Source organism: Pseudomonas sp. FW305-25, assembly GCF_017351415.1.
Classification (GTDB): domain Bacteria; phylum Pseudomonadota; class Gammaproteobacteria; order Pseudomonadales; family Pseudomonadaceae; genus Aquipseudomonas; species Aquipseudomonas chlororaphis.
The window spans coordinates 216892-240123 of sequence record NZ_JACNDE010000002.1; the positions used below are offsets into that span (position 1 = coordinate 216892).

Sequence of the window (23232 nt, forward strand, 5' to 3'; positions counted from 1 at the left end):
TGAGAAGCGCGCCAGAGGCCCGGCCGGGACTCTGGGCGCAGTCCTTCACTCGCGGACGATGCCGTGCTCGAACAAGTTTTCGATCGCCTGGTTGTCGAGGCCCAGGCCTTCGAGAACCTCGCGGGTATTCGCGCCCAATGCCGGCGGAGCACTGCGATAGCTGGCCGGGGTCCGCGACAGCTTCACCGGCGAGCCGACGCCGCGGTAGTCGCCGATCTCCACCAACAGGCCGCGATGCCGGGTATGCGGGTGCTCGACCACCTTGTCGATGGAGGCAATCGAGCCGCAGGGCACGCCCAGGCGGATCAGCCGTTGCGCCAGGGCCGTGCCGTCGTGCTCGGCCAGGCGCGCCTCCAGCGCCTGCTTCAGCGCCTCGCGGTTGACCGAGCGACAGCCGTTGTCGGCAAAGCGCGGGTCGTCCAGCAAGGCGCCGGCGTCCAGCTGTTCGCACAACTTGGCGAACTGCCGGTCATTGCCGACCGCCAGGAAGATCGGCTCGGTGCCGGTGCGGTAACTGTCGTAGGGCGCGATATTCGGATGGGCGTTGCCGGTACGCTGCGGGGTCTTGCCGGCGGCGAAATAGTTGGCCAGATGCGGGTGCAGCAGGGACACGCCGCAGTCGTACAGGGTGATGTCGAGGGACTGCCCCAGGCCGCTGCGGTGGCGTTCGTTGAGTGCCAGGAGAATCCCCGCCAGGGCATTCAGCCCGGTGACCATATCGACGATCGGCAGGCCGATGCGCAGCGGGCCGCTGTCGGCTTCGCCGTTCACGCTCATCAGCCCGGCCATCGCCTGGATCACCGCGTCGTAGCCGGGCAACCCGCCCAGCGGGCCGTCACTGCCAAAACCGGAAACCGCGCAGTGGATCAGGGTCGGGAAACGCTGGCTCAGCACCTCGGCATAACCGATGCCCCAACGCTCCAGGGTGCCGGGCTTGAAGTTCTCCATCAGCACGTCGGCGCCTTCCAGCAGGCGCATCAGCAGCTGGATGCCCGCGGGTCGGGACAGGTCCACGGCGACCCCCTGCTTGTTGCGGTTCACGCCCCTGAAATACGAAGCGTCGGCGCCCTCGAAAGGTGGGCCCCAGCCGCGGGTCTCGTCGCCGCTCAGGGGCTCCAGCTTGATCACTTCGGCGCCGTGGTCGGCCAAGGCCTGGGAGCAGTAGGGTCCACCCAGCACGCGGCTGAGGTCGATGACTTTAAGGCCGGCCAGGGCCCCTTTTGAATGGTTCATGGCAGTTCTCTGACAAAAATGGGCAAGGCCGTTCAGGCCGGCAACAGCTGCATCGCATCGGCTTTCGACAGCGCGCTTTCATTGGCCAGGAGCGTCAGCAGCTCAGGCTCAATCGATGCCTCCGGACGCAGCGGATCGCGGGGCAGCAGCTTGTGCTGGAGCAGCAGATGAGCCAGGGCCAGGCGCCGGTAATCGGGGGCCTGGCGGCTCGCTTCCCAGGCCATGAAGATCGCCGTGGCAGTGTGATAAAGGGCACTGCCGGCCAGGCGCACCTGGTCGTCGCGGCGCTCTTGCGCGACCTTTTCGATGGCCGCGACCGCACGTTGCAGGACCGTCTCGAACAGGCGCTGGCTGGCCGCCGGCAGGTCGGCCTCGGCGAGCAGGCCGGCGAGGTAGTGCCGCAGCGGCTCCAGGGCCTGCTCGCGGGTCACGGCGCGGGCGATGTCCAGCGCGACGATGTTGCTGGTGCCTTCCCAGATCGAGCCCAGGTGGGCATCGCGCACCAGCCGCGCATCGCTCCACTCCTCGATGTAGCCAACCCCGCCGCGTACTTCCATGGCGTCCCCGGTGACCCGGCGCGCATCGCGACAGGCGCGGAACTTGATCAGCGGGGTGAGGATGCGCACGCACTTGCGCGCGGCCTCGTCGCCGGCATCGGCCTTGGGCAGCAGCGTGGCGATCTGCATGAACATCGAACGGGCCTGCTCGGTGGGCAGCATCATTTTCAGCAGCTGGCGCTGCATCAGCGGCATCTCGATCAGATGGCGGCCGAAGGCCCGGCGCTGGCGGGCGACATACAGCGCCTCGTTGACCCCGCGACGCATCAGCCCGGCGGCCCGCACCCCGTTGGACAGGCGCGACATGTTGATCATGTCGGCCATCTGCTGGAAGCCGCGGCCGACCTCACCGATCAGGTAGGCGGTGGCGCCGTCCAGGCTGATTTCGCCGCTGGCCATGGAGCGGCTGCCCAGCTTGTCCTTCAGGCGCAGGATCCGGTAGGCGTTGCGCGAGCCATCGGGGCGGACCTTCGGCAGCAGGAACAGGCTGACCCCCTTCAGGCCTTCCGGCGCATCTTCCGGACGGGCCAGGACCATGGCCAGGTCGGCGTCCGGGTTGGAGCAGAACCACTTGTCGCCGAACAGCCGCCACTCGCCGTTCTCCAGGCGCGCGCGGGTTTCAGTGCGCGACACGTCGGAGCCGGCCGCCTGTTCGGTCATGAACATCGCGCCCTGGAACAAGCGGTCGAAATCCCGCGAGGCCAGGGACGGCAGGTAGCGCGCCACCAGCTCCGGCGAGCCGAACTTGCGCAAGGTACGGGTCAACGAGTCGGTCATGCTCACCGGGCAGCACAGGCCGAACTCGGCCTGCACGAAAAGGAAGGTCAGGGCGTACTTGACCAGCGGCAGCACCGGCTCGGCGCAATGACTCATGGAGGCCAGGCCCAGCTCGGCATAGGCGGCGCGCTCCAGGGCGATGAAATCCGGGTGCTTGTAAATACTCTGCAGGTCTTCGCCACGGCGGGTGCGCGGTCGCAGTTGCGGCGGGTTCTTGTCCGCCGAGAGCGCCAGCACATCCAGCTCGCCACCGGCCCGCGCACCGAGCTGGCGCAGGCTCGGTAACCACTGGGCGTACAGTTGCGGTGCCAGGTAGACCTTGAGCAGGGCCGCCAGCCCGGCGTCGCAATCGAACAGGTTCAGGCCCCGGCTATCGGGGATATTCAGGGTGTCTTGGACGGGTTCAGGCAGGGCAGTCATGGCGTCTCTCCAGGCTCTTTTGCCCCGAGACTAGAGTCGCCATCGATAAGTATCTAATACAAAATCAATCCACTACGATAAGAAAACCAGATCGTAAAGCGAGGACGCCAGCATGGATCTCAAACAGCTTCGTTACTTCGTCGCGGTCGCCGAAGAGCTGCATTTCGGCCGGGCCGCCGCTCGCCTGTTCATCTCCCAGCCGGCCCTGAGCTTCGACATCAAGAAGCTCGAGAGCCAGCTGGACGTGCAGTTGCTGAGCCGCAACAACAAGTCGGTGAGCCTGACCAACGCCGGCCAGGTGCTGCTCGACGAAGCCCGCTACCTGCTGCTGCGGGCCGAGCAGGCGCGGCGCCTGACCCTGCGTTCGGCCCAGGGTTTCGTCGGCCGGCTGAGCATCGGTTTCGTCAACTCGATCCTGCATCGCGGCCTGCCGCAGGCGGTGAGGACCTTCGAGCAGGATCACCCGGACACCGAGATCGTGCTGATGGAGATGAACAGCGCCGAGCAGGCCCAGGCACTGCAGCGCGGGCAGATCGATATCGGCTTCGTGCACTGGAGCCACTTTCCCGAGAGCATCCGCGGCGAGCCGGTTCTCGCCGAGCCCTTCCTCTGCTGCCTGCCCCAGGGGCACCGGCTGGCGGACAAGGCGCGCATCGACCTGGCGCAGCTGGCCAACGACGACTTCATCCTGTTCCCACGCAATGTCTCGCCGCACTACCACGACCTGATCATCGCGCGCTGCGTGGCAGCCGGGTTCAGCCCGCGTATCCGCCACGAAACCCGGCTGTGGCAAACGGTGGTGGCGATGGTGGCGTATGAAATGGGCGTGGCCCTGGTCCCGCAGACCCTGGCCGGCACCTGGAAAGAGGGTGTGCATTACTGCGAAATCAGCGGCGACGGGGCGTTGTCCGAGGTCCACGCCATCCGTCATGCCGACAAACCGTCGGCCGCCGCGGAGAGTTTCCTGAGTGTCCTCAAGGCCCTGCAAAAGCCCGTGGCGCCGGGACTTTGAGGGCTGTCGACCATACGAAATCCCGTATCACACAATAAGATTTAATCATTATTTTTTTCATTCCTGCCTGTATAGGCTCCGTGCCGTCGGACCTTGCAAGTACGTGATGCGCCCATTCGTGCAATGAGTATCCGGAGCCGTCGTCAGACGAACCTCCCGCGGCGCAAATAACAATAACAACATGCAGGAATTGAATATGAATGCCGCCCAGCACGCTGCCGCGCACAAGAAAGCCCGCAAGGCAGGAATCGCTTCGTTCATCGGCACGACCATCGAATGGTATGACTTCTACGCCTACGGAATCGCCGCCGCGCTGGTCTTCGGCAAGGTGTTCTTCCCCGCCGACCTGCCTGCGGGCACCGCCACCCTGCTGTCGTTTTTGACCCTCTGGGCCGGCTTCATCGCCCGCCCCATCGGCGGCATCATCTTCGGCCACCTGGGCGACAAGATCGGGCGCAAGACCACCCTGGTGATCACCCTGATCATGATGGGCGTGGCCACCACCTGCATCGGCCTGCTGCCGACCTACCTGCAGATCGGTATCTGGGCGCCGATTGCCCTGGTGGTGCTGCGCATCATCCAGGGCATCGCGGTGGGCGGCGAATGGGGCGGCGCCATCCTCATCGCCAGCGAAAGCGCGCCCAAGGGCAAAGGCATTCTGTATGCGGCCTTCGCCCAGCAGGGCTCGCCGGCTGGCAACCTGCTGGCGACCCTGGTGTTCTTCGGCCTCAGTGCCCTGCCCGCGCCGGACTTTTTGCTGTGGGGCTGGCGCATTCCGTTCCTGCTCTCGGCGGTACTGGTCCTGGTGGGCATGGTGATTCGCCTCAAGCTCGAAGAATCGGACGACATGAAGCGCCTGATCCAGCAGAAAAAGACCGTCAAGCTGCCGATCCTGGAGGTCCTGCGCAAACACTGGCAGATCGTGCTGCTGGGGGCCGGCGTGCTGCCGATCATCCATGTCACCTACTTCAAGAGCACCTTTGCCCTGTCCTGGGCCACCAAGGAGCTGGGCTACAGCCAGAGCACCTTTCTCAGCGTGATCGTCATCGCCCTGGTGGTGCAGTTCATCACCCAGCCCCTGGGCGCGGTGCTGGTTTCCAGGATGGACATGCGCAAGGCCGTAGTGCTGATGCTGCTGCCGGAGTTCTTCCTGATGCCGGCGATGTTCTTCGCCGTGGAAACCGGCGTCTACTGGATTGCCGTGCTCGGCATGTGCCTGGCCACCGTGCCGCACTCGATGTTCTATGGCGCCGTCGGTGGCATCCTGGCCCGCGCCTTCCCGACCAGGGTGCGCTACAGCGGCCTGTCGATTTCCTACCAGCTCTGTTCCTTGCTGGTGGGCGGCGCCACGCCGGTCCTGGCCCAGGGCATTCTCAACAACACCGGAAGCATTGTCGGCGTGGCCATTGCCTCCGCTGGCTATGCCCTGGTGTCCCTGGTGTGCATGCTCCTGCTGCTCAAGCGCATCGGCCACAACGCCGCCGACCTGTCCACCGCCGAGCAGGCGGACGCCGACGAACTGGCCCGGGAACCCCGCGCCACACTACCGGACGAGGAGCCGATCGCGACGCAGCAGGGTATCGACAAGAACCCACATCTCGCCCACTGAGACGCTATCCGCCGCACACTTCCAGGCCCGCCAGCAAGCGGGCCTTTTTGCGTGCGCCGCGAATTCTGGACCGGCGCACGGCTGGCTATTCTTTAGCGCAGCCTCGGATAAATCGCACTATATTGGTGCATCAAACTGCACCTGCACCCATCCACAGCCCATTTTGGTTCGAAAGTACCCAGCGCAGCCGGCAAAGCGCTGCGAAACAGAACTTTAAACGTCTGTTTCAGGGCTCGAGCGCTTCTTTTCGGAGCCTTGGTTTGGTTTTTGCATTTTCTCGATACCAGCGCCTTGTTCGCGCGCGCAATCCTGGGCCGGCCCGGGATTGCCTTGTTTCAAAAGAGGTCAACATTTACCCATGACCATCAGCGATCAACTGCACCGCTTGCTACTCGACAACCTGACCACCGCGACCATCCTGCTCAACGCCGACCTGCGCCTTGAGTACATGAACCCGGCGGCGGAGATGTTGTTGGCCATCAGTGGCCAGCGCAGCCATGGGCAATTCATCAGCGAACTGTTCACCGAGTCGGCCGAAGCCCTGAGTTCCCTGCGCCAGGCGGTGGAGCAGGCGCACCCGTTCACCAAGCGCGAAGCCATGCTCACCGCGCTGACCGGCCAGACCCTGACCGTGGACTATGCGGTGACGCCGATCCTGAGCAATGGCGACACCCTGCTGTTGCTGGAAGTCCACCCCCGTGACCGCCTCCTGCGGATCACCAAGGAAGAGGCCCAGTTGTCCAAGCAGGAAACCAGCAAGATGCTGGTGCGCGGCCTGGCCCACGAGATCAAGAACCCCCTCGGCGGGATTCGCGGCGCCGCCCAGTTGCTGGCCCGCGAACTGCCGGACGAGAACCTCAAGGACTACACCAACGTCATCATCGAAGAGGCCGACCGCCTGCGGAACCTGGTGGACCGCATGCTCGGTTCCAACAAGCTGCCGTCGCTGGCCCTGTGCAACGTGCACGAAGTGCTGGAGCGCGTGAGCAGCCTGGTGGAAGCCGAAAGCCAGGGCTGCATCACCCTGGTGCGCGACTACGACCCGAGCATTCCCGATGTACTGATCGACCGCGAACAGATGATCCAGGCGGTGCTCAACATCGTGCGCAACGCCATGCAGGCCATCAGCAGCCAGAACGAGCTGCGCCTGGGCCGCATCAGCCTGCGCACCCGCACCATGCGCCAGTTCACCATCGGCCACGTGCGCCACCGCCTGGTGACCAAGATCGAGATCATCGACAACGGCCCGGGGATCCCTGCGGAACTCCAGGAAACCATCTTCTTCCCCATGGTCAGCGGCCGTCCGGACGGTACCGGGCTGGGCCTGGCCATTACCCAGAACATCATCAGCCAGCACCAGGGCCTGATCGAGTGTGACAGCCATCCCGGCCACACCACGTTCTCGATCTTTCTGCCACTGGAACAAGGAGCCCCATCGACATGAGCCGTAGTGAAACCGTGTGGATCGTCGATGACGACCGTTCTATCCGTTGGGTTCTGGAGAAAGCCTTGCAACAGGAAGGCATGACCACCCAGAGCTTCGATAGCGCCGATGGTGTGATGAGTCGCCTGGCCCGCCAGCAACCGGACGTGATCATTTCCGACATCCGCATGCCCGGCGCCAGTGGCCTGGACCTGCTGGCGCGGATCCGCGAGCAGCACCCGCGCCTGCCGGTGATCATCATGACCGCGCACTCCGACCTGGACAGCGCTGTCGCCTCCTATCAGGGCGGCGCCTTCGAGTACCTGCCCAAGCCGTTCGATGTCGACGAAGCAGTGTCCCTGGTCAAGCGCGCCAACCAGCACGCCCAGGAGCAGCAGGGCCTGGAAGTGATCCCGGCGCTGGCCCGCACCCCGGAAATCATCGGTGAAGCGCCGGCGATGCAGGAGGTATTCCGCGCCATCGGTCGCCTCAGCCATTCCAACATCACCGTGCTGATCAACGGTGAGTCCGGTACCGGTAAAGAGCTGGTGGCCCACGCCCTGCACCGCCACAGCCCGCGAGCGGCTTCGCCGTTCATCGCGCTGAACATGGCGGCGATCCCCAAGGACCTGATGGAATCCGAGCTGTTCGGCCATGAAAAAGGCGCCTTCACCGGCGCGGCCAACCTGCGGCGCGGGCGCTTCGAACAGGCCGACGGCGGCACCCTGTTCCTCGACGAGATCGGCGACATGCCGGCCGACACCCAGACCCGCCTGCTGCGGGTGCTGGCCGACGGCGAGTTCTACCGGGTCGGCGGGCATACGCCGGTCAAGGTCGACGTGCGCATCATCGCCGCGACCCACCAGAACCTGGAAACCCTGGTGCACGCCGGCAAGTTCCGCGAGGACCTGTTCCACCGCCTGAACGTGATCCGCATCCATATCCCGCGCCTGTCGGACCGTCGCGAAGACATTCCGACCCTGGCCAAGCACTTCCTCAGCCGCGCCGCCCAGGAGCTGGCCGTCGAGCCCAAGCTGCTGAAAAGCGAGACCGAGGAATACCTGAAGAACCTGCCGTGGCCCGGCAACGTGCGCCAGCTGGAGAACACCTGCCGCTGGATCACCGTGATGGCTTCGGGTCGCGAGGTGCATATCAGCGACCTGCCGCCGGAGCTGCTGAGCCTGCCCCAGGATTCGGCGCCAGTGACCAACTGGGAACAGGCCCTGCGCCAGTGGGCCGACCAGGCCCTGGCACGCGGCCAGTCGAGCCTGCTGGACAGCGCGGTGCCAAGCTTCGAGCGGATCATGATCGAGACTGCCCTCAAGCACACCGCCGGCCGCCGCCGCGACGCCGCCGTGCTGCTGGGCTGGGGCCGCAACACCCTGACGCGCAAGATCAAGGAGTTGGGCATGAAGGTCGACGGCGGGGATGACGACGACAGCGACGAGGGCTGAGCCGCGTAACCCCCTGTAGCCGCTGCCGCAGGCTGCGATAAGGCCGAAGGCCTTCAGCGATCTTGAGATCCTGCGCGCCCTTCGGTCGCGATCGCAGCCTTCGGCAGCGGCTACAGTGCAAGGCATTCGGGCTGTGCCGAATGACAGATCCAATCGCGGGCAAGCCTCGCTCCTACAGATGAAGGTGTTCTGTAGGAGCGAGGCTTGCCCGCGAAGCTTTTTGTGCACCGCAATGGTGAGCCTGCACTGCCCGAATGCGCAGCTGGGCGTGGGATTTCCCCGTGGGCGATCTCGATTTTTCTCGCAAGAACATATCCACAAAACGGCGAAAGCCCCGTAAACCGGGGCTTTCAGCTTTTCTTGAAAATTCGCTTAACCGTTTAAGCCGAAATTGGCACGCCCCCTGCAAAGACAAGATCATGAGTGCAGTCACTCACCCGTTTTGGGGACCTTGGTACAGGCAGGCCGAGAATCCCCTTCTTTACACCCGGAACCCATACCGCTCGCAGCGACGGGTTCCACCCGGTTTGGGGAACCCTGGTACAGGCAGGCCAGGGATTCCCTCTTTAACACCCGGGCTCATCACGCTCACAGCGACGAGCCCCACCCGTTTCGGGAACCTTGGTACAGGCAGGCCGGGGATTCCCTCTTTACACCGGGCCCAGCGCAATCAGCGCGGCCCTCACGCTTTTGGGAACCTTGGTACAGGCAGGCCGGGGCTTCCCCTCTTTACACCGGGCCCGGCGCAATCAGCGCCCAGCCCTCACGCTTTTGGGGACCTTGGTACAGGCAGGCCGGGAATCCCCTCTTTTATTCCTCGCGCAGCTGGACTTCCAGGCGCCAGCGCCCGTCGACCTCGCTGCCCGACCACTCGGCGTGCAGCGCTCTTGCTGCGACCACGTTCAACAGCAACCCTTCCTCAGCCGCCCGCACCCGCCAGTTGGCATCCTTGTCGTTGATCTTCAACTGGCCCTTTTGCGCCCGCCCCTCGGCCTCGAACAACAGCGCCACGGCCCCGTCGATGTGCTCGCCATGAACCTTGGGCTCGTTGTTGAACCACACCACCAGGGCATTAGGCCGAGCCTGCACTTCCTGCAATTCGGTGGGGTCCGGGGTGGTGAGGCGACCGATCATCAACCCGACCATCACGCCAAAGATCGCCAGCGAGCCGAATACCCGCAGCATTAGCTTCGGCCGGACGTCCGCTTCAGGCGTAGAATGCGGCCTGTCTTTTTCTTCGGAGCCGTGCATGTTTCACGTCATCCTTTTTCAACCAGAAATTCCGCCGAATACCGGCAATGTAATCAGGCTGTGCGCCAATAGCGGCTGCCACCTGCATTTGATCGAACCGCTGGGTTTCGAAATGGACGACAAGCGCCTGCGCCGGGCCGGCCTCGACTACCACGAGTACGCCACCCTGCAGCGCCATGCCGACCTCGCCAGCTGTCTTGAAAGCCTAGGCCATCCGCGCCTGTTCGCCTTCACCACCAAGGGCTCGCGACCTTTCCACGACGCCAGCTTCGCCGAGGGCGATGCCTTCCTGTTCGGCCCGGAAAGCCGTGGCCTGCCCGCCGAGGTACTGGACGCCCTGCCCGCCGAACAACGCCTGCGCCTACCCATGCGCGAAGGCTGCCGCAGCCTGAACCTGTCCAACACCGTGGCGGTGGCTGTCTACGAAGCCTGGCGCCAGATGGGGTTCAAGTAGGAGCGAAGCTTGCTCGCGATGAACGATAACGCAGTGCTTCAGACGTTTCGCGTCGGCCCCATCGCGGGCAAGCCTCGCTCCTACCCGAATGTTTCGCCCGAGCATGAAAAAAGCGCCTTTAACGGCGCTTTTTTCATGCTCGGGCAAAGCTCTTACTGAACGGTGCCTTCACCGGCCGCCTGCAGGCGTTGCAGCTCTTGCGCGTACAGCGCGTCGAAGTTCACCGGAGCCAGCATCAGGGCCGGGAACGAACCGCGGGTCACCAGGCTGTCCAGCGCTTCGCGAGCGTACGGGAACAGGATGTTCGGGCAGAACGCGCCCAGGGTGTGGCTCATCGAAGCGTCGTCCAGGTTCTTGATCAGGAAGATACCGGCCTGTTGCACTTCGGCAATGAACGCCACTTCGTCGCCGTTCTTCACGGTGACCGACAGGGTCAGCACGACTTCGTGGAAACCCTCTTCCAGCGCCTTCTGACGGGTGTTCAGGTCCAGGCCGACGCTCGGCTCCCACTGCTGGCGGAAGATCGCCGGGCTTTTCGGAGCTTCGAAAGACAGGTCACGCACATAGATACGCTGCAGCGAGAATTGCGGTGCGGATTCGTCTTCGGTCGCAGCGGTGTTCTGTTGGTCAGTCATCTCAGATCCTTCTTGATCTCGGGGTCATGTAGGGTTTGCTGAACTTGGGTGGTCAGTCAGGCCGCGAGCAGCGCGTCGAGCTTGCCGGCGCGCTCCAGGGCGAACAGATCGTCACAACCGCCCACATGGGTGCTGCCGATCCAGATCTGCGGCACGGACGTACGCCCGGCCTTCTGGGCCATTTCGGCGCGAACCTGCGGCTTGCCGTCGACCTTGATCTCTTCGAAGGCTACGCCTTTGTTCTCGAGCAGGTACTTGGCCCGCGAGCAGTAGGGGCAGTAATCGCTGGAATAGACGACGACGGCAGCCATATCACTTCACCAGCGGCAGGTTGTCGGCTTTCCAGCTGCCAACGCCGCCGGACAGCTTGGCGGCGGTGAAGCCGGACTTCATCAGCTCGCGAGCGTGGGTGCCGGCGTGCTGACCCAGGGCGTCGACCAGAATGATGGTCTTGGCCTTGTGCTTTTCCAGCTCGCCCACGCGGGCGGCCAGTTTGTCTTGAGGGATGTTCAACGCGCCGACGATATGGCCCGCGGCGAAGTCCTTGGTCGGACGGATATCGATCACCACGCCCTGCTCGCTGTTCACCAGCGCGGTCAGTTCACGGGTGCTGAGGCTGCGGCCGCCGCGGCTCAACTCGTGAGCGATCAACAGAGCCAGCAAGATGACGAAGGCGCCGACGAGCAAGTAGTGTTCAGTGGCGAATTGAATCAGGTGAGCAACCATCAAGGAGGTTCCAGGGCGTTAAAATGTCGGCCAGTATACACAGCCCTCCGGGTCGGCCAAACCCCGCCCGGCGGTGACGCCACCGGAACTTCGCTTTAAACTGCCACTCCCTTTTTCCAACATTCTCCCAATCCAGCCACGAGTGGAATCTATGACTACCACGCCTAAACCTTTGGTCCTGATGATTCTGGATGGCTTCGGTCACAGCGAGAGCCACGAATCCAACGCTATCTATGCAGCCAAGAAGCCGGTCCTCGACCGCCTGTGCGCCAGCGTGCCGAACGGCCTGATCTCGGGTTCGGGCATGGATGTCGGCCTGCCGGACGGCCAGATGGGCAACTCCGAAGTCGGCCACATGAACCTCGGCGCCGGCCGCGTGGTGTACCAGGATTTCACCCGTGTCACCAAAGCCATCCGCGATGGCGAGTTCTTCGAGAATCCGACCATTTGCGCCGCCGTGGATAAAGCCGTGGCCGCCGGCAAGGCCGTGCATATCCTCGGCCTGCTATCCGATGGCGGCGTGCACAGCCACCAGGACCATCTGGTGGCCATGGCCGAACTGGCCTTCAAGCGTGGCGCCGAGAAGATCTACCTGCACGCCTTCCTCGACGGCCGCGACACCCCGCCGAAAAGCGCCACTTCGTCGATCGAACTGCTGGATGAAACCTTCAAGACCCTGGGCAAGGGCCGCATCGCCAGCCTGGTCGGCCGCTACTTCGCCATGGACCGCGACAACCGCTGGGACCGCGTGGCCCAGGCCTACAACCTGATCGTCGACGGCAAGGGCGAATTCAACGCCGCCACCGCCCAGGAAGGCCTGCAAGCCGCCTACGAGCGTGGCGAGAGCGACGAATTCGTCAAGGCCACTACCCTCGGCGAGCCGGTGAAAGTCGAAGACGGCGACGCCGTGGTGTTCATGAACTTCCGCGCCGACCGCGCCCGCGAGCTGAGCCGGGTATTCGTCGAGGACGGTTTCAAGGAATTCGAGCGCGCCCGCCAGCCGAAACTGGCCGGTTTCGTCATGCTGACCCAGTACGCGGCAAGCATTCCGGCCCCTTCGGCCTTTGCCCCGGGCAGCCTGGAAAACGTGCTGGGCGATTACCTGGCGAAAAACGGCAAGACCCAGCTGCGCATCGCCGAAACCGAAAAATACGCCCACGTGACCTTCTTCTTCTCCGGCGGCCGCGAAGAGCCGTTCCCGGGCGAAGAACGCATCCTGATCCCGTCGCCGAAAGTCGCCACCTACGACCTGCAGCCGGAGATGAGCGCGCCGGAAGTCACCGACCGGATCGTCGACGCCATCGAAAACCAGCGCTACGACGTGATCGTGGTCAACTACGCCAACGGCGACATGGTCGGCCACAGCGGCGTGTTCGACGCGGCAGTCAAGGCCGTCGAATGCCTGGACCTGTGCGTCGGCCGCATCGTCGATGCCCTGGAAAAGGTCGGCGGCGAAGCCCTGATCACCGCCGACCACGGCAACGTCGAGCAGATGTCCGACGCTTCCACCGGCCAGGCCCACACCGCCCACACCAGCGAGCCGGTACCCTTCATCTATGTGGGCAAGCGTGACCTGAAAGTCCGTGAAGGCGGAGTCCTGGCCGACGTGGCGCCGACCATGCTGAAACTGCTGGGCCTGCCGCAGCCCGCGGAAATGACTGGCACTTCGATACTGGTCTGATATCAAAAAGACCGAATAATGGGCCGCAAACGGCTTTTTATGACGAACGCCTCAAAGCAGTTGGCTTTGAGGCGTTTTTTTTGCAGCGAGGGGCGGGCATACTAGGCCGTCCCTTTCCCTGGTGTCGCCCGCCTCTATGCTTCGCGCCCTGATTACCCTTGCTCTGATCTGTCTGCTCCAACCGGCCTTCGCCGACGAGCGCGCGCAAACCCAACAGCAGTTGGACGCCACGCGTCAGGATATTGCCGAGCTGAAAAAGCTGCTGGGCAAGCTGCAGGAAGAAAAATCCGGCGTGCAGAAAGACCTGCGCGGCACCGAAACCGAGATGGGCAAGCTGGAAAAGCAGGTCGATGCCCTGCAGAAAGAGCTGAAGAAAAGCGAATCCGAGCTGCAGCGACTCGATGAGGAGAAAAAAAAACTCCAGAGCGCGCGCATTGAACAGCAACGACTGATCGCCATCCAGGCCCGCGCGGCCTACCAGAACGGCCGTCAGGAGTACCTCAAGCTGCTGCTCAACCAGCAGAACCCGGAAAAATTCGCCCGCACACTCACCTATTACGACTATCTGAGCCAGGCCCGCCTGGAGCAGCTGAAGAATTTCAACGAGACCCTGCGCCAGCTGGCCAATGTCGAAAAGGAAATCTCCCTGCAGCAAGCCCAGCTGCTGGTGCAGAAAAGCAGCCTCGACACCCAGCGTGAAGAACTCGACAAGGTCCGCAAGGAACGCCAGGTGGCCCTGGCCAAGCTCAATGACGACGTGAAGGCCCGTGGCGACAAGCTCAAGGCCCGCGAACAGGACCAGGCCGATCTGGGCAAGGTCCTGAAAACCATCGAGGAAACCCTGGCCCGCCAGGCCCGAGAGGCAGAGGAAGCGCGACAGAAAGCGCTGATCGCCCAGCAGGAAGCCGAAAAAAAGCGTTTGCGTGAGGCCCAGGCCAATGCCGACGAGAGCCCGAGCAAGCCGCCCCGAGCGACGCCCGGCCCCTTGGTTTCCAGCGCAGGCGCCTCCTATGGAGGCCCTTTTGCTTCATCCCGGGGAAAACTTCCATGGCCGGTTGATGGTCGACTGCTGGCGCGCTTCGGCGAAAGCCGCGGCGACGATGCCCGGACCAAGTGGGACGGGGTGATGATCAGCGCCTCGGCCGGCAGCCAGGTGCATGCCGTCCATGGCGGCCGTGTAGTGTTCGCCGACTGGTTGCGCGGCGCCGGCCTGCTGGTGATCCTCGACCATGGCAACGGCTACTTGAGCCTCTACGGACACAACCAGACGCTGCTTAAAGAAGCAGGCGATATCGTCAAGGCCGGCGAGTCCATCTCCACTGTCGGTAGCAGTGGCGGACAGGGCGCGCCTGCACTGTACTTCGCTATTCGCCAGCAGGGTCGCCCAAGCGACCCGGCACAATGGTGCCGCGCGCAAGGATAAGCGCGCCATCTCATTCAGGAGTTCGTTCGACATGCTGCATTTGTCCCGCCTCACCTCGCTGGCCCTGACGATCGCTCTGGTGATCGGTGCGCCCCTGGCGTTCGCCGCCGAAACCGCTCAGTCGGCAGCCGCCACGACCACCAAGGCGCCATTGCCGCTCGAAGAGCTGCGCACCTTCGCCGAGGTCATGGACCGGATCAAGGCCGCCTATGTCGAACCCGTCGACGACAAGACCCTGCTGGAAAACGCCATCAAGGGCATGCTCAGCAACCTCGACCCGCATTCGGCCTACCTGGGCCCTGAAGACTTCGCCGAGCTGCAGGAAAGCACCAGCGGCGAGTTCGGCGGCCTGGGCATCGAAGTCGGTGCCGAGGACGGCATCATCAAGGTGGTGTCGCCGATCGACGACACTCCGGCGTCCAAGGCCGGCATCCAGGCCGGCGACCTGATCGTCAAGATCAACGGCCAGCCGACCCGCGGCCAGAGCATGACCGAAGCCGTGGACAAGATGCGCGGCAAGATCGGCCAGAAGATCACCCTGACCCTGGTCCGCGACGGCGGTGCGCCGTTCGACGTGACCCTGGCCCGCGCCACCATCCAGGTGAAGAGCGTGAAGAGCCAGCTGCTGGAGTCGGGCTACGGCTACATCCGCATCACCCAGTTCCAGGTCAAGACCGGCGAGGAAGTCTCCAAGGCCCTGGCCAAGCTGCGCAAGGACAACGGCAAGAAGCTCAACGGCATCATCCTCGATTTGCGCAACAACCCGGGCGGCGTGCTGCAATCGGCGGTGGAAGTGGTCGACCACTTCATCACCAAGGGCCTGATCGTCTACACCAAGGGCCGCATCGCCAACTCCGAGCTGCGCTTCTCCGCCACCGGCAAGGACGAAAGCGAAGCGGTGCCGATGGTGGTACTGATCAACGGTGGCAGCGCCTCGGCTTCGGAGATCGTCGCCGGCGCCCTGCAGGACCAGAAACGCGCGGTGCTGATGGGTACCACCAGCTTCGGCAAGGGCTCGGTGCAAACCGTACTGCCGCTGAACAACGACCGTGCGCTGAAGATCACCACCGCGCTGTACTTCACGCCGAACGGCCGTTCGATCCAGGCCCAGGGCATCGTGCCGGACATCGAGGTGCGCCGCGCCAAGATCACCAGCGAAGCGCAGGACAACGAGTACTTCAAGGAAGCCGACCTGCAAGGCCACTTGGGCAATGGCAACGGCGGCGCCGACAAGCCGACCGCTTCCGGCAGCAAGCCCAAGCCGATGCCGCAGGACGACGACTACCAGCTGGCCCAGGCCCTCAGCCTGCTCAAGGGCCTGAGCATCACCCGCAGCAAGTGATGGAGCCCATCGCGAGCAAGCCCGCCGCCTCCTCTGCAGGAGCGAGGCTTGCTCGCGATAGCGCCCTGATGACCGCCACACCCCGCCGAGGCTTTACCCGAACCCTATGCTTCAAATCCCCATGATCAACCAACGCCAACCCCTCCAACGGTTGCCGTGGAGGCTCATGATCGGGCTTCTGTGCCTCCTCGCCTTCACCTCGACCCAGGCCACCGAGCCCGCCCCGCGCAAGGCCTACCTGAGCCTGATCATCGATGACCTCGGGCAGAACCTGCCCCGCGATCGCCGCGTACTCGCCCTGCCCGGCCCGGTGACCACGGCGATCATGCCCGACACGCCCCACGCCGCCGAGTTCGCTCGCGAAGCCCATCGCGCCGGCAAGATCGTCATCCTGCACATGCCCATGGACCCGGCCACCGGGCCCTTCGCCTGGCACCCCGAGCTGCCCATCGAAGAGCTGGAAAAGCGCCTCAACGCCGCCTTCAAGGCCGTGCCCTACACCAGCGGCATCAACAACCACATGGGCAGCCGCATGACCTCCCAGCCCCAGGCCATGGCCTGGCTGATGGCCGAATTGCAGCGCCGCCACAAGTTCTTTGTCGACAGCCGCACCAGCGCCAAGACCGTGGCCGCCGCCGAGGCGCAGAAGATCGGCCTGGCCAGCGTGTCCCGCGATGTGTTCCTCGACGACGAACGCACCGAAGCGGCGATCGGCACCCAGTTGCAGACCGCGATCAACCTCGCGCGCAAGCAGGGTTCGGCGGTGGTGATCGGCCATCCCTACCCGCAGACCCTGGCCGTGCTCGAACGCGAACTGCCCAGGCTCAAGGCCCAGGGCATCGACTGGATCGATATCAAGTTGATGATCAGCGTGCGCAGCAATAAGGCCATGGTCGGGCACGGCAAGGATGGGGTCTATCGGTGAAGCAGCTGCAAGCCTCAAGCTGCAAGCTTCAAGTCACTTGCAGCTCCAAGCTTGCAGCTTGCGGCTGCCCTTCTACAGATAACGCCCCATGATTTCTTCCACCACGCCCTCCTCGCGCAGTTGATCCAGCGCGGCCTGCAGCCGGGCGACGGTCTCGTCCGGGACTTCTTTGTTCAGCGCCAGGTACAGCTGGGCGCTGTGGAAGCGCAGCACGGTCTTGAGCCCGGTCACGCCTTCCTGCCTGGCCAGATAGCGCCCGGCGGGATCGCCAGTGGCCCATAGATCGATCTGGCCGCCAACCAGCTTCCTGGCGTTGTCCTGGTCCCTCAGCACCACCAGCGGCTTGAGTCCTTGCTTGGCCAGGGTCTCGGCAATGGCGTCACCCTTGTAGGCGCCAATCCGGTATTTGCGCGCCTGCTCCAGAGATTGCAGGGCGATCTTGCTATCGCCCCGGGCCAGCATGATCCAGTCATCCGGGCCGATGGGGCCGACCCATTTGAACAGCGGCTCCCGGTCCGGCAGCCGCGCCATGACAAACACGCCATACCCCGGCTGCTCCAGGGCGAGCTTGTAGATGCGCTCCCAGGGAAAACGCAGGGTCAGGCTGTAATTGATCCCGGCACGCTTGAACATTTCGCGGACGATATCCACGGCGATACCGTTGATATTCTCGCCCTGGGCGAAGTTCTTGCCGTTCTTGGCCATGTTGTAGGGGGGGAAGTTTTCCGTCAGCAGCACCAGGGAGGTGCCTGGCGTTTGTGCTGCGCGAGCGCCTGCGGCGAAGAGGACCGAAGCGCTGGCAAGAACAAGAAGAAGACGTTTGAACATGACGGGCTACCGGAATCCATGGCGTGCCCAAGAGTGCCGCGAGCCCGCCATGCTGTCCAGTGGCTACCGCACGACGATGCCGCGGTGCGCCATATAAGCCTTGGCTTCCGGAACCGTGTACTCGCCGAAGTGGAAGATGCTCGCCGCCAGTACCGCGCTGGCGTGGCCTTCGAGGATGCCGTCGGCCAGGTGCTGCAGGTTACCGACCCCGCCCGAGGCGATCACCGGAATGCCCAGGGCATCGCTGATGGCGCGGGTCACACCCAGGTCGAAGCCGTTCTTCATGCCGTCCTGGTCCATGCTGGTCAGCAGGATTTCGCCGGCGCCCAGGCCTTCCATCTTCTTCGCCCACTCCACCGCGTCCAGCCCGGTGGGTTTGCGCCCGCCGTGGGTGAAGATCTCCCAGCGCGGGGTTTCGCCCGGCCCGGAAACCTTCTTCGCATCGATGGCGACGACGATGCACTGCGAGCCGAAATGCTGCGCCGCTTCGCCGACGAACTCGGGGTTGAACACCGCCGCGGTGTTGATCGAGACCTTGTCCGCCCCGGCATTGAGCAGGTTGCGGATGTCCTGCACGGTGCGCACGCCACCGCCCACGGTCAGCGGGATGAACACCTGGCTGGCCATGCGCTCGACGGTATGCAGCGTGGTGTCGCGGCCATCGACGCTGGCGGTGATGTCGAGAAAGGTAATCTCGTCCGCGCCCTGCTCGTCGTAGCGACGGGCGATTTCCACCGGGTCGCCGGCGTCACGGATGTTCTCGAACTTGACGCCCTTGACCACCCGGCCGTTGTCGACATCGAGGCAGGGAATTATGCGTTTGGCTAAAGCCATGGTTAATCCTCGAGTTGCAAGCTTCAAGCTTCAAGCTGCAAGAAAGAGCGGATCGCGTTCACGCTCCTGACTTGCAGCTTGCAGCTTACGACTTGGAGCTGGCCGCGTAGCCATCACAAAATGCTTGAGCCTCTGCCACATCCAGCGTGCCCTCATAAATCGCGCGGCCGGTGATGGCGCCAATGATCCCCGGGGCCTTGGCATCCAGCAGGGCCTTGATGTCGCCCAGGTTGTGGATACCGCCGGAAGCGATCACCGGGATCTTGGTGGCAGCGGCCAGGGCGGCGGTGAAGGGTACGTTGCAGCCCTGCATCATGCCGTCTTTGGCGATGTCGGTATAAACGATGGCGGACACGCCATCGGCTTCGAAGCGCTTGGCCAGGTCGATGACCTGCACGCTGCTGACCTCGGCCCAGCCGTCGGTGGCGACGAAGCCGTCCTTGGCGTCCAGGCCGACGATCACTTTGCCCGGGAAGGCGCGGCAGGCTTGCGCAACGAACTCCGGCTCTTTCACCGCCTTGGTGCCGATGATCACGTAGCTCACGCCAGCCTTGACGTAGTGCTCGATGGTTTCCAGCGAGCGGATGCCGCCACCGATCTGGATCGGCAGGTTCGGGTAGCGCTTGGCGATGGCGGTGACCACTTCGCCGTTGACCGGCTGGCCTTCGAAGGCGCCGTTCAGGTCGACCAGATGCAGACGGCGGCAGCCGCCCTCCACCCACTTGGCAGCCATGCTCACCGGGTCATCGGAGAACACCGTGGAATCTTCCATGCGGCCCTGGCGCAGACGTACACAGGCACCGTCTTTGAGATCGATAGCGGGGATAATCAGCATGCTTTTTCCTTCGTCAAAAGAGCGGCAAGCTGCAAGCGACAAGCTGCAAGCATGCGGTGTACCAATTCTTGCAGCTTGAAGCTTGCGGCTTGCAGCTGCTCCTAATTTTTTTCGAGCGCCCACAGGTCGCTTTCGATGCTTTCGAACCGCTCTTTGAGCTGGGCCTGCACATCGAAAATCGCCCTGTTGTAATAGTGCGGAGCAATTTCGCGGGTAAACAGTTCAAGAATCTCGGCCGCCTCGAACGAGCCCAGGTCGAGCTCGAAGCGATCTGCCATGAAGCGCTGGATCTTGTGATTGGCCTCACTTTCCTGCTCGGGCGTGAGGGTCAGGATCGGCGCCTTGGTCTTCTTGACCGCCATTTACCAGCGACCGTCCCACGCCGCGAAGTTCTGCAGCAATTGCAGGCCATGGGTATGGCTTTTCTCCGGGTGGAACTGCACGGCGAAGCGCGAGCCCTCGGCCAGTGCCGCGGCGAAATCGACGCCGTAATGGCCGCTACCGACCACCTGCCGCGCGTTGCCGGCGGCGATGTAGTAGCTGTGCACGAAGTAGAAGCGCGCCAGGTCCGGGATGTTGTGCCACAGCGGGTGGCTCACCGCCTGTTTCACTTCGTTCCAGCCCATGTGCGGGACTTTCAGGTGCTCGCCGTCCTCATGCAGGCCCTTGCCGAAGAACTTCACCTGGCCGGGGAACAGGCCGATGCAGTCGACGCCGTCGTTCTCTTCGCTGCGGTCGAGCAAGGCCTGCATGCCCACGCAGATGCCGAGGAACGGACGGTCCTGGCTGACTTCACGCACCAGCGCGTCGAAGCCCAGGCGACGGATCTCCGCCATGCAGTCGCGAATCGCGCCGACGCCGGGGAAGACCACCCGGTCGGCTTCGCGAATCACATCGGCATCGCTGGTGATCAGCACCTTGCCGGCGCCGACATGCTCGAGGGCCTTGGCCACCGAGTGCAGGTTGCCCATGCCGTAATCGATAACCGCGACCGTCTGCATTACAGCACGCCCTTGGTCGAAGGCATCTGCCCGGCCATGCGGTCATCCAGCTCCACGGCCATGCGCAGCGCGCGGCCGAAAGCCTTGAACACGGTTTCGATCTGGTGGTGGGTGTTGTGCCCACGCAGGTTGTCGATGTGCAGGGTGACGTTGGCGTGGTTGACGAAGCCCTGGAAGAATTCCTGGAACAGGTCGACATCGAAGCCGCCCACGGTGGCGCGGGTGTAAGGCACGTGCATCTGCAGGCCAGGGCGGCCGGAGAAGTCGATCACCACGCGCGACAGCGCTTCATCGAGCGGCACATAGGCGTGGCCGTAGCGACGGATGCCCTTCTTGTCGCCGATGGCTTTGGTGAAGGCCTGACCCAGGGTGATACCGACATCCTCCACGGTGTGGTGGTCGTCGATATGCAAGTCGCCTTTGCTTTCGATATCCATGTCGATCAGCCCGTGACGGGCGATCTGGTCCAGCATGTGCTCAAGGAAGGGAACCCCGATATCGAATCGGGCCTTTCCGGTGCCATCCAGGTTGATCGAGGCTTTGATCTGGGTTTCCAGAGTGTCGCGCTCGACGGACGCCTTACGTTCGGCCATCACCAGCTCCGCAAAATCATTGGGCGAAAAAGGCGAACATTATAGGCCGGACGGCGGCTAAACAGGAACACGCAGGACAAGATCCTGACGGGCTGAAGCCAATAAAGCCGGGGCTGTACCTGTCATGACAAGCAATATGAAATCGATGGCCGCTACCGAAGCCTCCCGAAAGCCCACGGCCGATCGCAAATCTTCTGTAGGAGCGAGGCTTGCCCGCGATGAGCGAACGATAGCGGGGTATACCTGATGCACCGCGCGATCCTGTTCGCGGGCAAGCCTCGCTCCTACAGAAAAAAGTCGATGCGCCTGGCAGCAGTACCAGGCGCAATCACTTAGTGGAACAACACCGCGGTCTTCTGCAGGGTGACCCACACGCCCCACGCCAGCGGAATACCCACCACCAGCCAGGCGGCGACCGCCAGCGGCACGCTGCCGGACGAGGCCTTCCACTCCAGCACGGTGGTGCTGTCCGCGCCCTTGTCATGGCCCAGCGCCTGTTCGGCGGCCAGCTCGGCGTCGCTCATGAAGTACTTGTCGGCCACCGGACGCACCAGCAGGTTGCACAGGAAGCCCAGCACCAGCAGGCCGGCGAGGATGTACAGGGTGATGTCGTAGGCCGCGGCGCGCTCGACACCGATGCTCAGCTGATACTCACGCAGGTAGTTCACCAGCACCGGGCCAAGCACGCCCGCCGCCGCCCAGGCGGTCAGCAGGCGACCGTGGATCGCGCCCACCATCTGGGTGCCGAACAGGTCCGCCAGGTAGGCCGGAACCGTGGCGAAACCGCCGCCGTACATCGACAGGATGATGCAGAACGCCGCTACGAACAGCGCGACGTTGCCCAGGTGCCCGAGGTTCGGGATCAGCGCATACAGGGCAAAACCCAGGGCGAAGAACACGAAGTAGGTGTTCTTGCGCCCCAGGTAGTCGGAGAACGACGCCCAGAAGAAGCGACCACCGATGTTGAACAGGCTCAGCAGACCGGTGAAGCCGGCGGCGATCGCGGCGATCGACGCCAGTTGCGAGGCATCCAGCTGACCGAAGGCCAGTTCATTGCCCAGCAGCTTGCCGGCGAAGACTTCCTGCAACAGCGGCGAAGCCATGCCGAGGATGCCGATACCCGCGGAAACGTTCAGGCACAGCACCAGCCATACCAGGCGGAACTGCGGGGTTTTCCAGGCCACGTTCACATGCACATGACGGTGGGTGATCATCGCGTTCGCGGCTTTTTTCGCCGGCGGGGTCCAGCCCTCAGGCTTCCAGCCAGTCGGCGGTACGCGGTACGACAGCGCGCCACCGATCATGAACACGAAGTAGATCGCCGCCATCACCAGGAAGCTCTGCCAGACGCCGACGCCGGTTGGCGAAGCGAAGTGGCTCATCAGTGCCGCCGCCAATGGCGCACCGACCATCGCACCACCGCCGAAGCCCATGATCGCCATGCCGGTGGCCATGCCGCGCTTGTCCGGGAACCACTTGATCAGGGTCGACACCGGCGAGATGTAGCCCAGGCCCAGGCCGATACCGCCGATCACGCCGGAGCCGAGCCACATCAGCCAGATCTGGTGGGTATAGATACCCAGCGCCGAAATCAGCAGGCCGCCGCACCAGCACAGCGCCGATACCACACCGGCCTTGCGCGGGCCGGCGTGTTCCAGCCAGCCGCCCCAGATCGCCGCGGAGCAGCCGAGGAAGATGAAGAACAGGGTGTAGATCCAGCCGAGCATCGAGATCGGCCAGTCGCACTGGGACGAAAAGACCTGCGCGATAAAGCTCATGTCCGGGGCGCAGGCCACCGGGGCGGTCACGCCCAGGGCCTTGGACAGCGGCAACCAGAACACCGAGAAGCCGTAGGCCATGCCGATGCACAGGTGGATGGCCAGAGCGGCCGGTGGAACCAGCCAACGGTTGAAACCGGGCTTGGCGATGATGCGTTCTTTGGACAAGAACGCCGGCTGGGCGGCAATCGCGCCCGCCTCGGTGCTAGTGCTCATGAGTGTTTCCCCCAATTATTGGAATTATTCGCCGGCCACTCTTCACTCACGACCTTTGCACGCAGACGTGGTCGTTTTATCGAGTGAAGCTCCATAGAGTGCGACTTTTGGTCGCGGAAGGGCAGATGAACTGCGAGAGATTACCATTTGCTCGTGACAGAAAAAGCAAACTGCCATCACCTTTTCAGCGTCATCTGCTCCGCAAGACGGCAACAGCGCTTCTGT

The 23232-nt window shown here is 63.7% G+C and carries 23 protein-coding genes; 10 read left to right on the forward strand and 13 right to left on the reverse strand.

What is annotated here, in order from left to right:
- Window positions 1-45 precede the first annotated feature (45 nt).
- Window positions 46-1233 (reverse strand): CaiB/BaiF CoA-transferase family protein, encoded by a 1188-nt coding sequence (locus J4E58_RS03325; RefSeq protein WP_087089710.1) that lies wholly within the window; start codon window positions 1231-1233, stop codon window positions 46-48.
- Window positions 1234-1265: 32 nt separating this feature from the next.
- A complete protein-coding gene (locus J4E58_RS03330; protein WP_087089708.1) occupies window positions 1266-2987 on the reverse strand; it encodes an acyl-CoA dehydrogenase family protein in 1722 nt (573 codons plus the stop codon).
- Between the two features lie 112 nt (window positions 2988-3099).
- On the opposite strand from J4E58_RS03330, the gene J4E58_RS03335 reads away from it, so the two are divergent.
- From J4E58_RS03335 to ntrC, 4 genes are all read left to right on the forward strand, one after another.
- Window positions 3100-3999, forward strand: a complete 900-nt coding sequence (locus J4E58_RS03335; protein ID WP_087089706.1) for a LysR family transcriptional regulator — start codon at window positions 3100-3102, stop codon at window positions 3997-3999.
- Window positions 4000-4195: 196 nt separating this feature from the next.
- Window positions 4196-5608, forward strand: a complete 1413-nt coding sequence (locus J4E58_RS03340; protein ID WP_087089704.1) for an MFS transporter — start codon at window positions 4196-4198, stop codon at window positions 5606-5608.
- Between the two features lie 358 nt (window positions 5609-5966).
- Window positions 5967-7052: a nitrogen regulation protein NR(II) gene (glnL, locus tag J4E58_RS03345; RefSeq protein ID WP_007929942.1), complete on the forward strand. Its 1086-nt coding sequence runs from the start codon at window positions 5967-5969 to the stop codon at window positions 7050-7052.
- The gene (gene ntrC / locus J4E58_RS03350; protein WP_007929941.1) at window positions 7049-8485 is read left to right on the forward strand and encodes a nitrogen regulation protein NR(I); all 1437 of its coding nucleotides are present in this window, start codon (window positions 7049-7051) and stop codon (window positions 8483-8485) included. Before glnL ends, ntrC begins: the two co-directional genes overlap by 4 nt.
- Before the next feature lie 810 nt (window positions 8486-9295).
- Here ntrC and J4E58_RS03355 read toward each other — a convergent pair.
- Complete coding sequence (locus J4E58_RS03355) at window positions 9296-9736, reverse strand: hypothetical protein (RefSeq protein ID WP_087089702.1); 441 nt, start codon at window positions 9734-9736, stop codon at window positions 9296-9298.
- Between J4E58_RS03355 and trmL the strand changes: the two genes are divergently transcribed.
- The gene (trmL, locus tag J4E58_RS03360; protein WP_087089699.1) at window positions 9735-10190 is read left to right on the forward strand and encodes a tRNA (uridine(34)/cytosine(34)/5-carboxymethylaminomethyluridine(34)-2'-O)-methyltransferase TrmL; all 456 of its coding nucleotides are present in this window, start codon (window positions 9735-9737) and stop codon (window positions 10188-10190) included. The two genes, J4E58_RS03355 and trmL, sit on opposite strands and share 2 nt — an antisense overlap.
- Before the next feature lie 9 nt (window positions 10191-10199).
- Window positions 10200-10349 carry a hypothetical protein gene (locus J4E58_RS03365; protein WP_155500330.1) on the forward strand — a complete coding sequence of 50 codons (150 nt, stop codon included), beginning with the start codon at window positions 10200-10202 and terminating at the stop codon, window positions 10347-10349.
- Here the strand turns inward: J4E58_RS03365 and secB are convergent.
- The 3 genes from secB to J4E58_RS03380 are packed head-to-tail and all read right to left on the reverse strand — an operon-like array spanning window position 10343 to window position 11551.
- On the reverse strand, window positions 10343-10825 hold the full coding sequence (gene secB, locus J4E58_RS03370) for a protein-export chaperone SecB (protein ID WP_007930826.1): 483 nt from the start codon (window positions 10823-10825) through the stop codon (window positions 10343-10345). The genes J4E58_RS03365 and secB overlap by 7 nt on opposite strands.
- 56 nt (window positions 10826-10881) lie before the next feature.
- The gene (gene grxC, locus J4E58_RS03375) at window positions 10882-11136 is read right to left on the reverse strand and encodes a glutaredoxin 3 (protein ID WP_007930824.1); all 255 of its coding nucleotides are present in this window, start codon (window positions 11134-11136) and stop codon (window positions 10882-10884) included.
- Between the two features lies 1 nt (window position 11137).
- Window positions 11138-11551, reverse strand: coding sequence for a rhodanese-like domain-containing protein (locus tag J4E58_RS03380; protein WP_007930821.1), 414 nt, complete (start codon window positions 11549-11551; stop codon window positions 11138-11140).
- A gap of 151 nt (window positions 11552-11702) precedes the next feature.
- Between J4E58_RS03380 and gpmI the strand changes: the two genes are divergently transcribed.
- From gpmI to J4E58_RS03400, 4 genes are all read left to right on the forward strand, one after another.
- Complete coding sequence (gene gpmI, locus J4E58_RS03385; RefSeq protein WP_087089697.1) at window positions 11703-13232, forward strand: 2,3-bisphosphoglycerate-independent phosphoglycerate mutase; 1530 nt, start codon at window positions 11703-11705, stop codon at window positions 13230-13232.
- 136 nt (window positions 13233-13368) lie between these two features.
- A complete protein-coding gene (locus J4E58_RS03390; protein WP_087089695.1) occupies window positions 13369-14655 on the forward strand; it encodes a murein hydrolase activator EnvC in 1287 nt (428 codons plus the stop codon).
- Between the two features lie 31 nt (window positions 14656-14686).
- Window positions 14687-15997, forward strand: coding sequence for a S41 family peptidase (locus tag J4E58_RS03395; protein WP_009041761.1), 1311 nt, complete (start codon window positions 14687-14689; stop codon window positions 15995-15997).
- Between the two features lie 166 nt (window positions 15998-16163).
- Entirely contained in the window at window positions 16164-16922 is a 759-nt protein-coding gene (locus J4E58_RS03400) for a divergent polysaccharide deacetylase family protein (protein WP_087089693.1), read from the forward strand.
- 72 nt (window positions 16923-16994) lie between these two features.
- Here J4E58_RS03400 and J4E58_RS03405 read toward each other — a convergent pair whose 3' ends face one another.
- The 7 genes from J4E58_RS03405 to J4E58_RS03435 form a co-directional block, all read right to left on the reverse strand.
- Window positions 16995-17750: an ABC transporter substrate-binding protein gene (locus J4E58_RS03405; RefSeq protein WP_037033848.1), complete on the reverse strand. Its 756-nt coding sequence runs from the start codon at window positions 17748-17750 to the stop codon at window positions 16995-16997.
- A gap of 63 nt (window positions 17751-17813) precedes the next feature.
- Window positions 17814-18584: an imidazole glycerol phosphate synthase subunit HisF gene (gene hisF, locus J4E58_RS03410; protein WP_007921812.1), complete on the reverse strand. Its 771-nt coding sequence runs from the start codon at window positions 18582-18584 to the stop codon at window positions 17814-17816.
- Window positions 18585-18669: 85 nt separating this feature from the next.
- Window positions 18670-19419, reverse strand: coding sequence for a 1-(5-phosphoribosyl)-5-[(5-phosphoribosylamino)methylideneamino]imidazole-4-carboxamide isomerase (hisA, locus tag J4E58_RS03415; protein WP_087089691.1), 750 nt, complete (start codon window positions 19417-19419; stop codon window positions 18670-18672).
- 101 nt (window positions 19420-19520) lie between these two features.
- Entirely contained in the window at window positions 19521-19781 is a 261-nt protein-coding gene (locus tag J4E58_RS03420) for a DUF2164 domain-containing protein (RefSeq protein WP_087089689.1), read from the reverse strand.
- Window positions 19782-20420, reverse strand: a complete 639-nt coding sequence (gene hisH, locus J4E58_RS03425; RefSeq protein WP_009041756.1) for an imidazole glycerol phosphate synthase subunit HisH — start codon at window positions 20418-20420, stop codon at window positions 19782-19784.
- A complete protein-coding gene (gene hisB, locus J4E58_RS03430; protein WP_087089687.1) occupies window positions 20420-21013 on the reverse strand; it encodes an imidazoleglycerol-phosphate dehydratase HisB in 594 nt (197 codons plus the stop codon). The genes hisH and hisB overlap by 1 nt, the downstream gene beginning before the upstream one ends.
- A gap of 332 nt (window positions 21014-21345) precedes the next feature.
- Complete coding sequence (locus tag J4E58_RS03435) at window positions 21346-23007, reverse strand: OFA family MFS transporter (RefSeq protein WP_087089685.1); 1662 nt, start codon at window positions 23005-23007, stop codon at window positions 21346-21348.
- Between the last annotated feature and the right edge of the window lie 225 nt (window positions 23008-23232).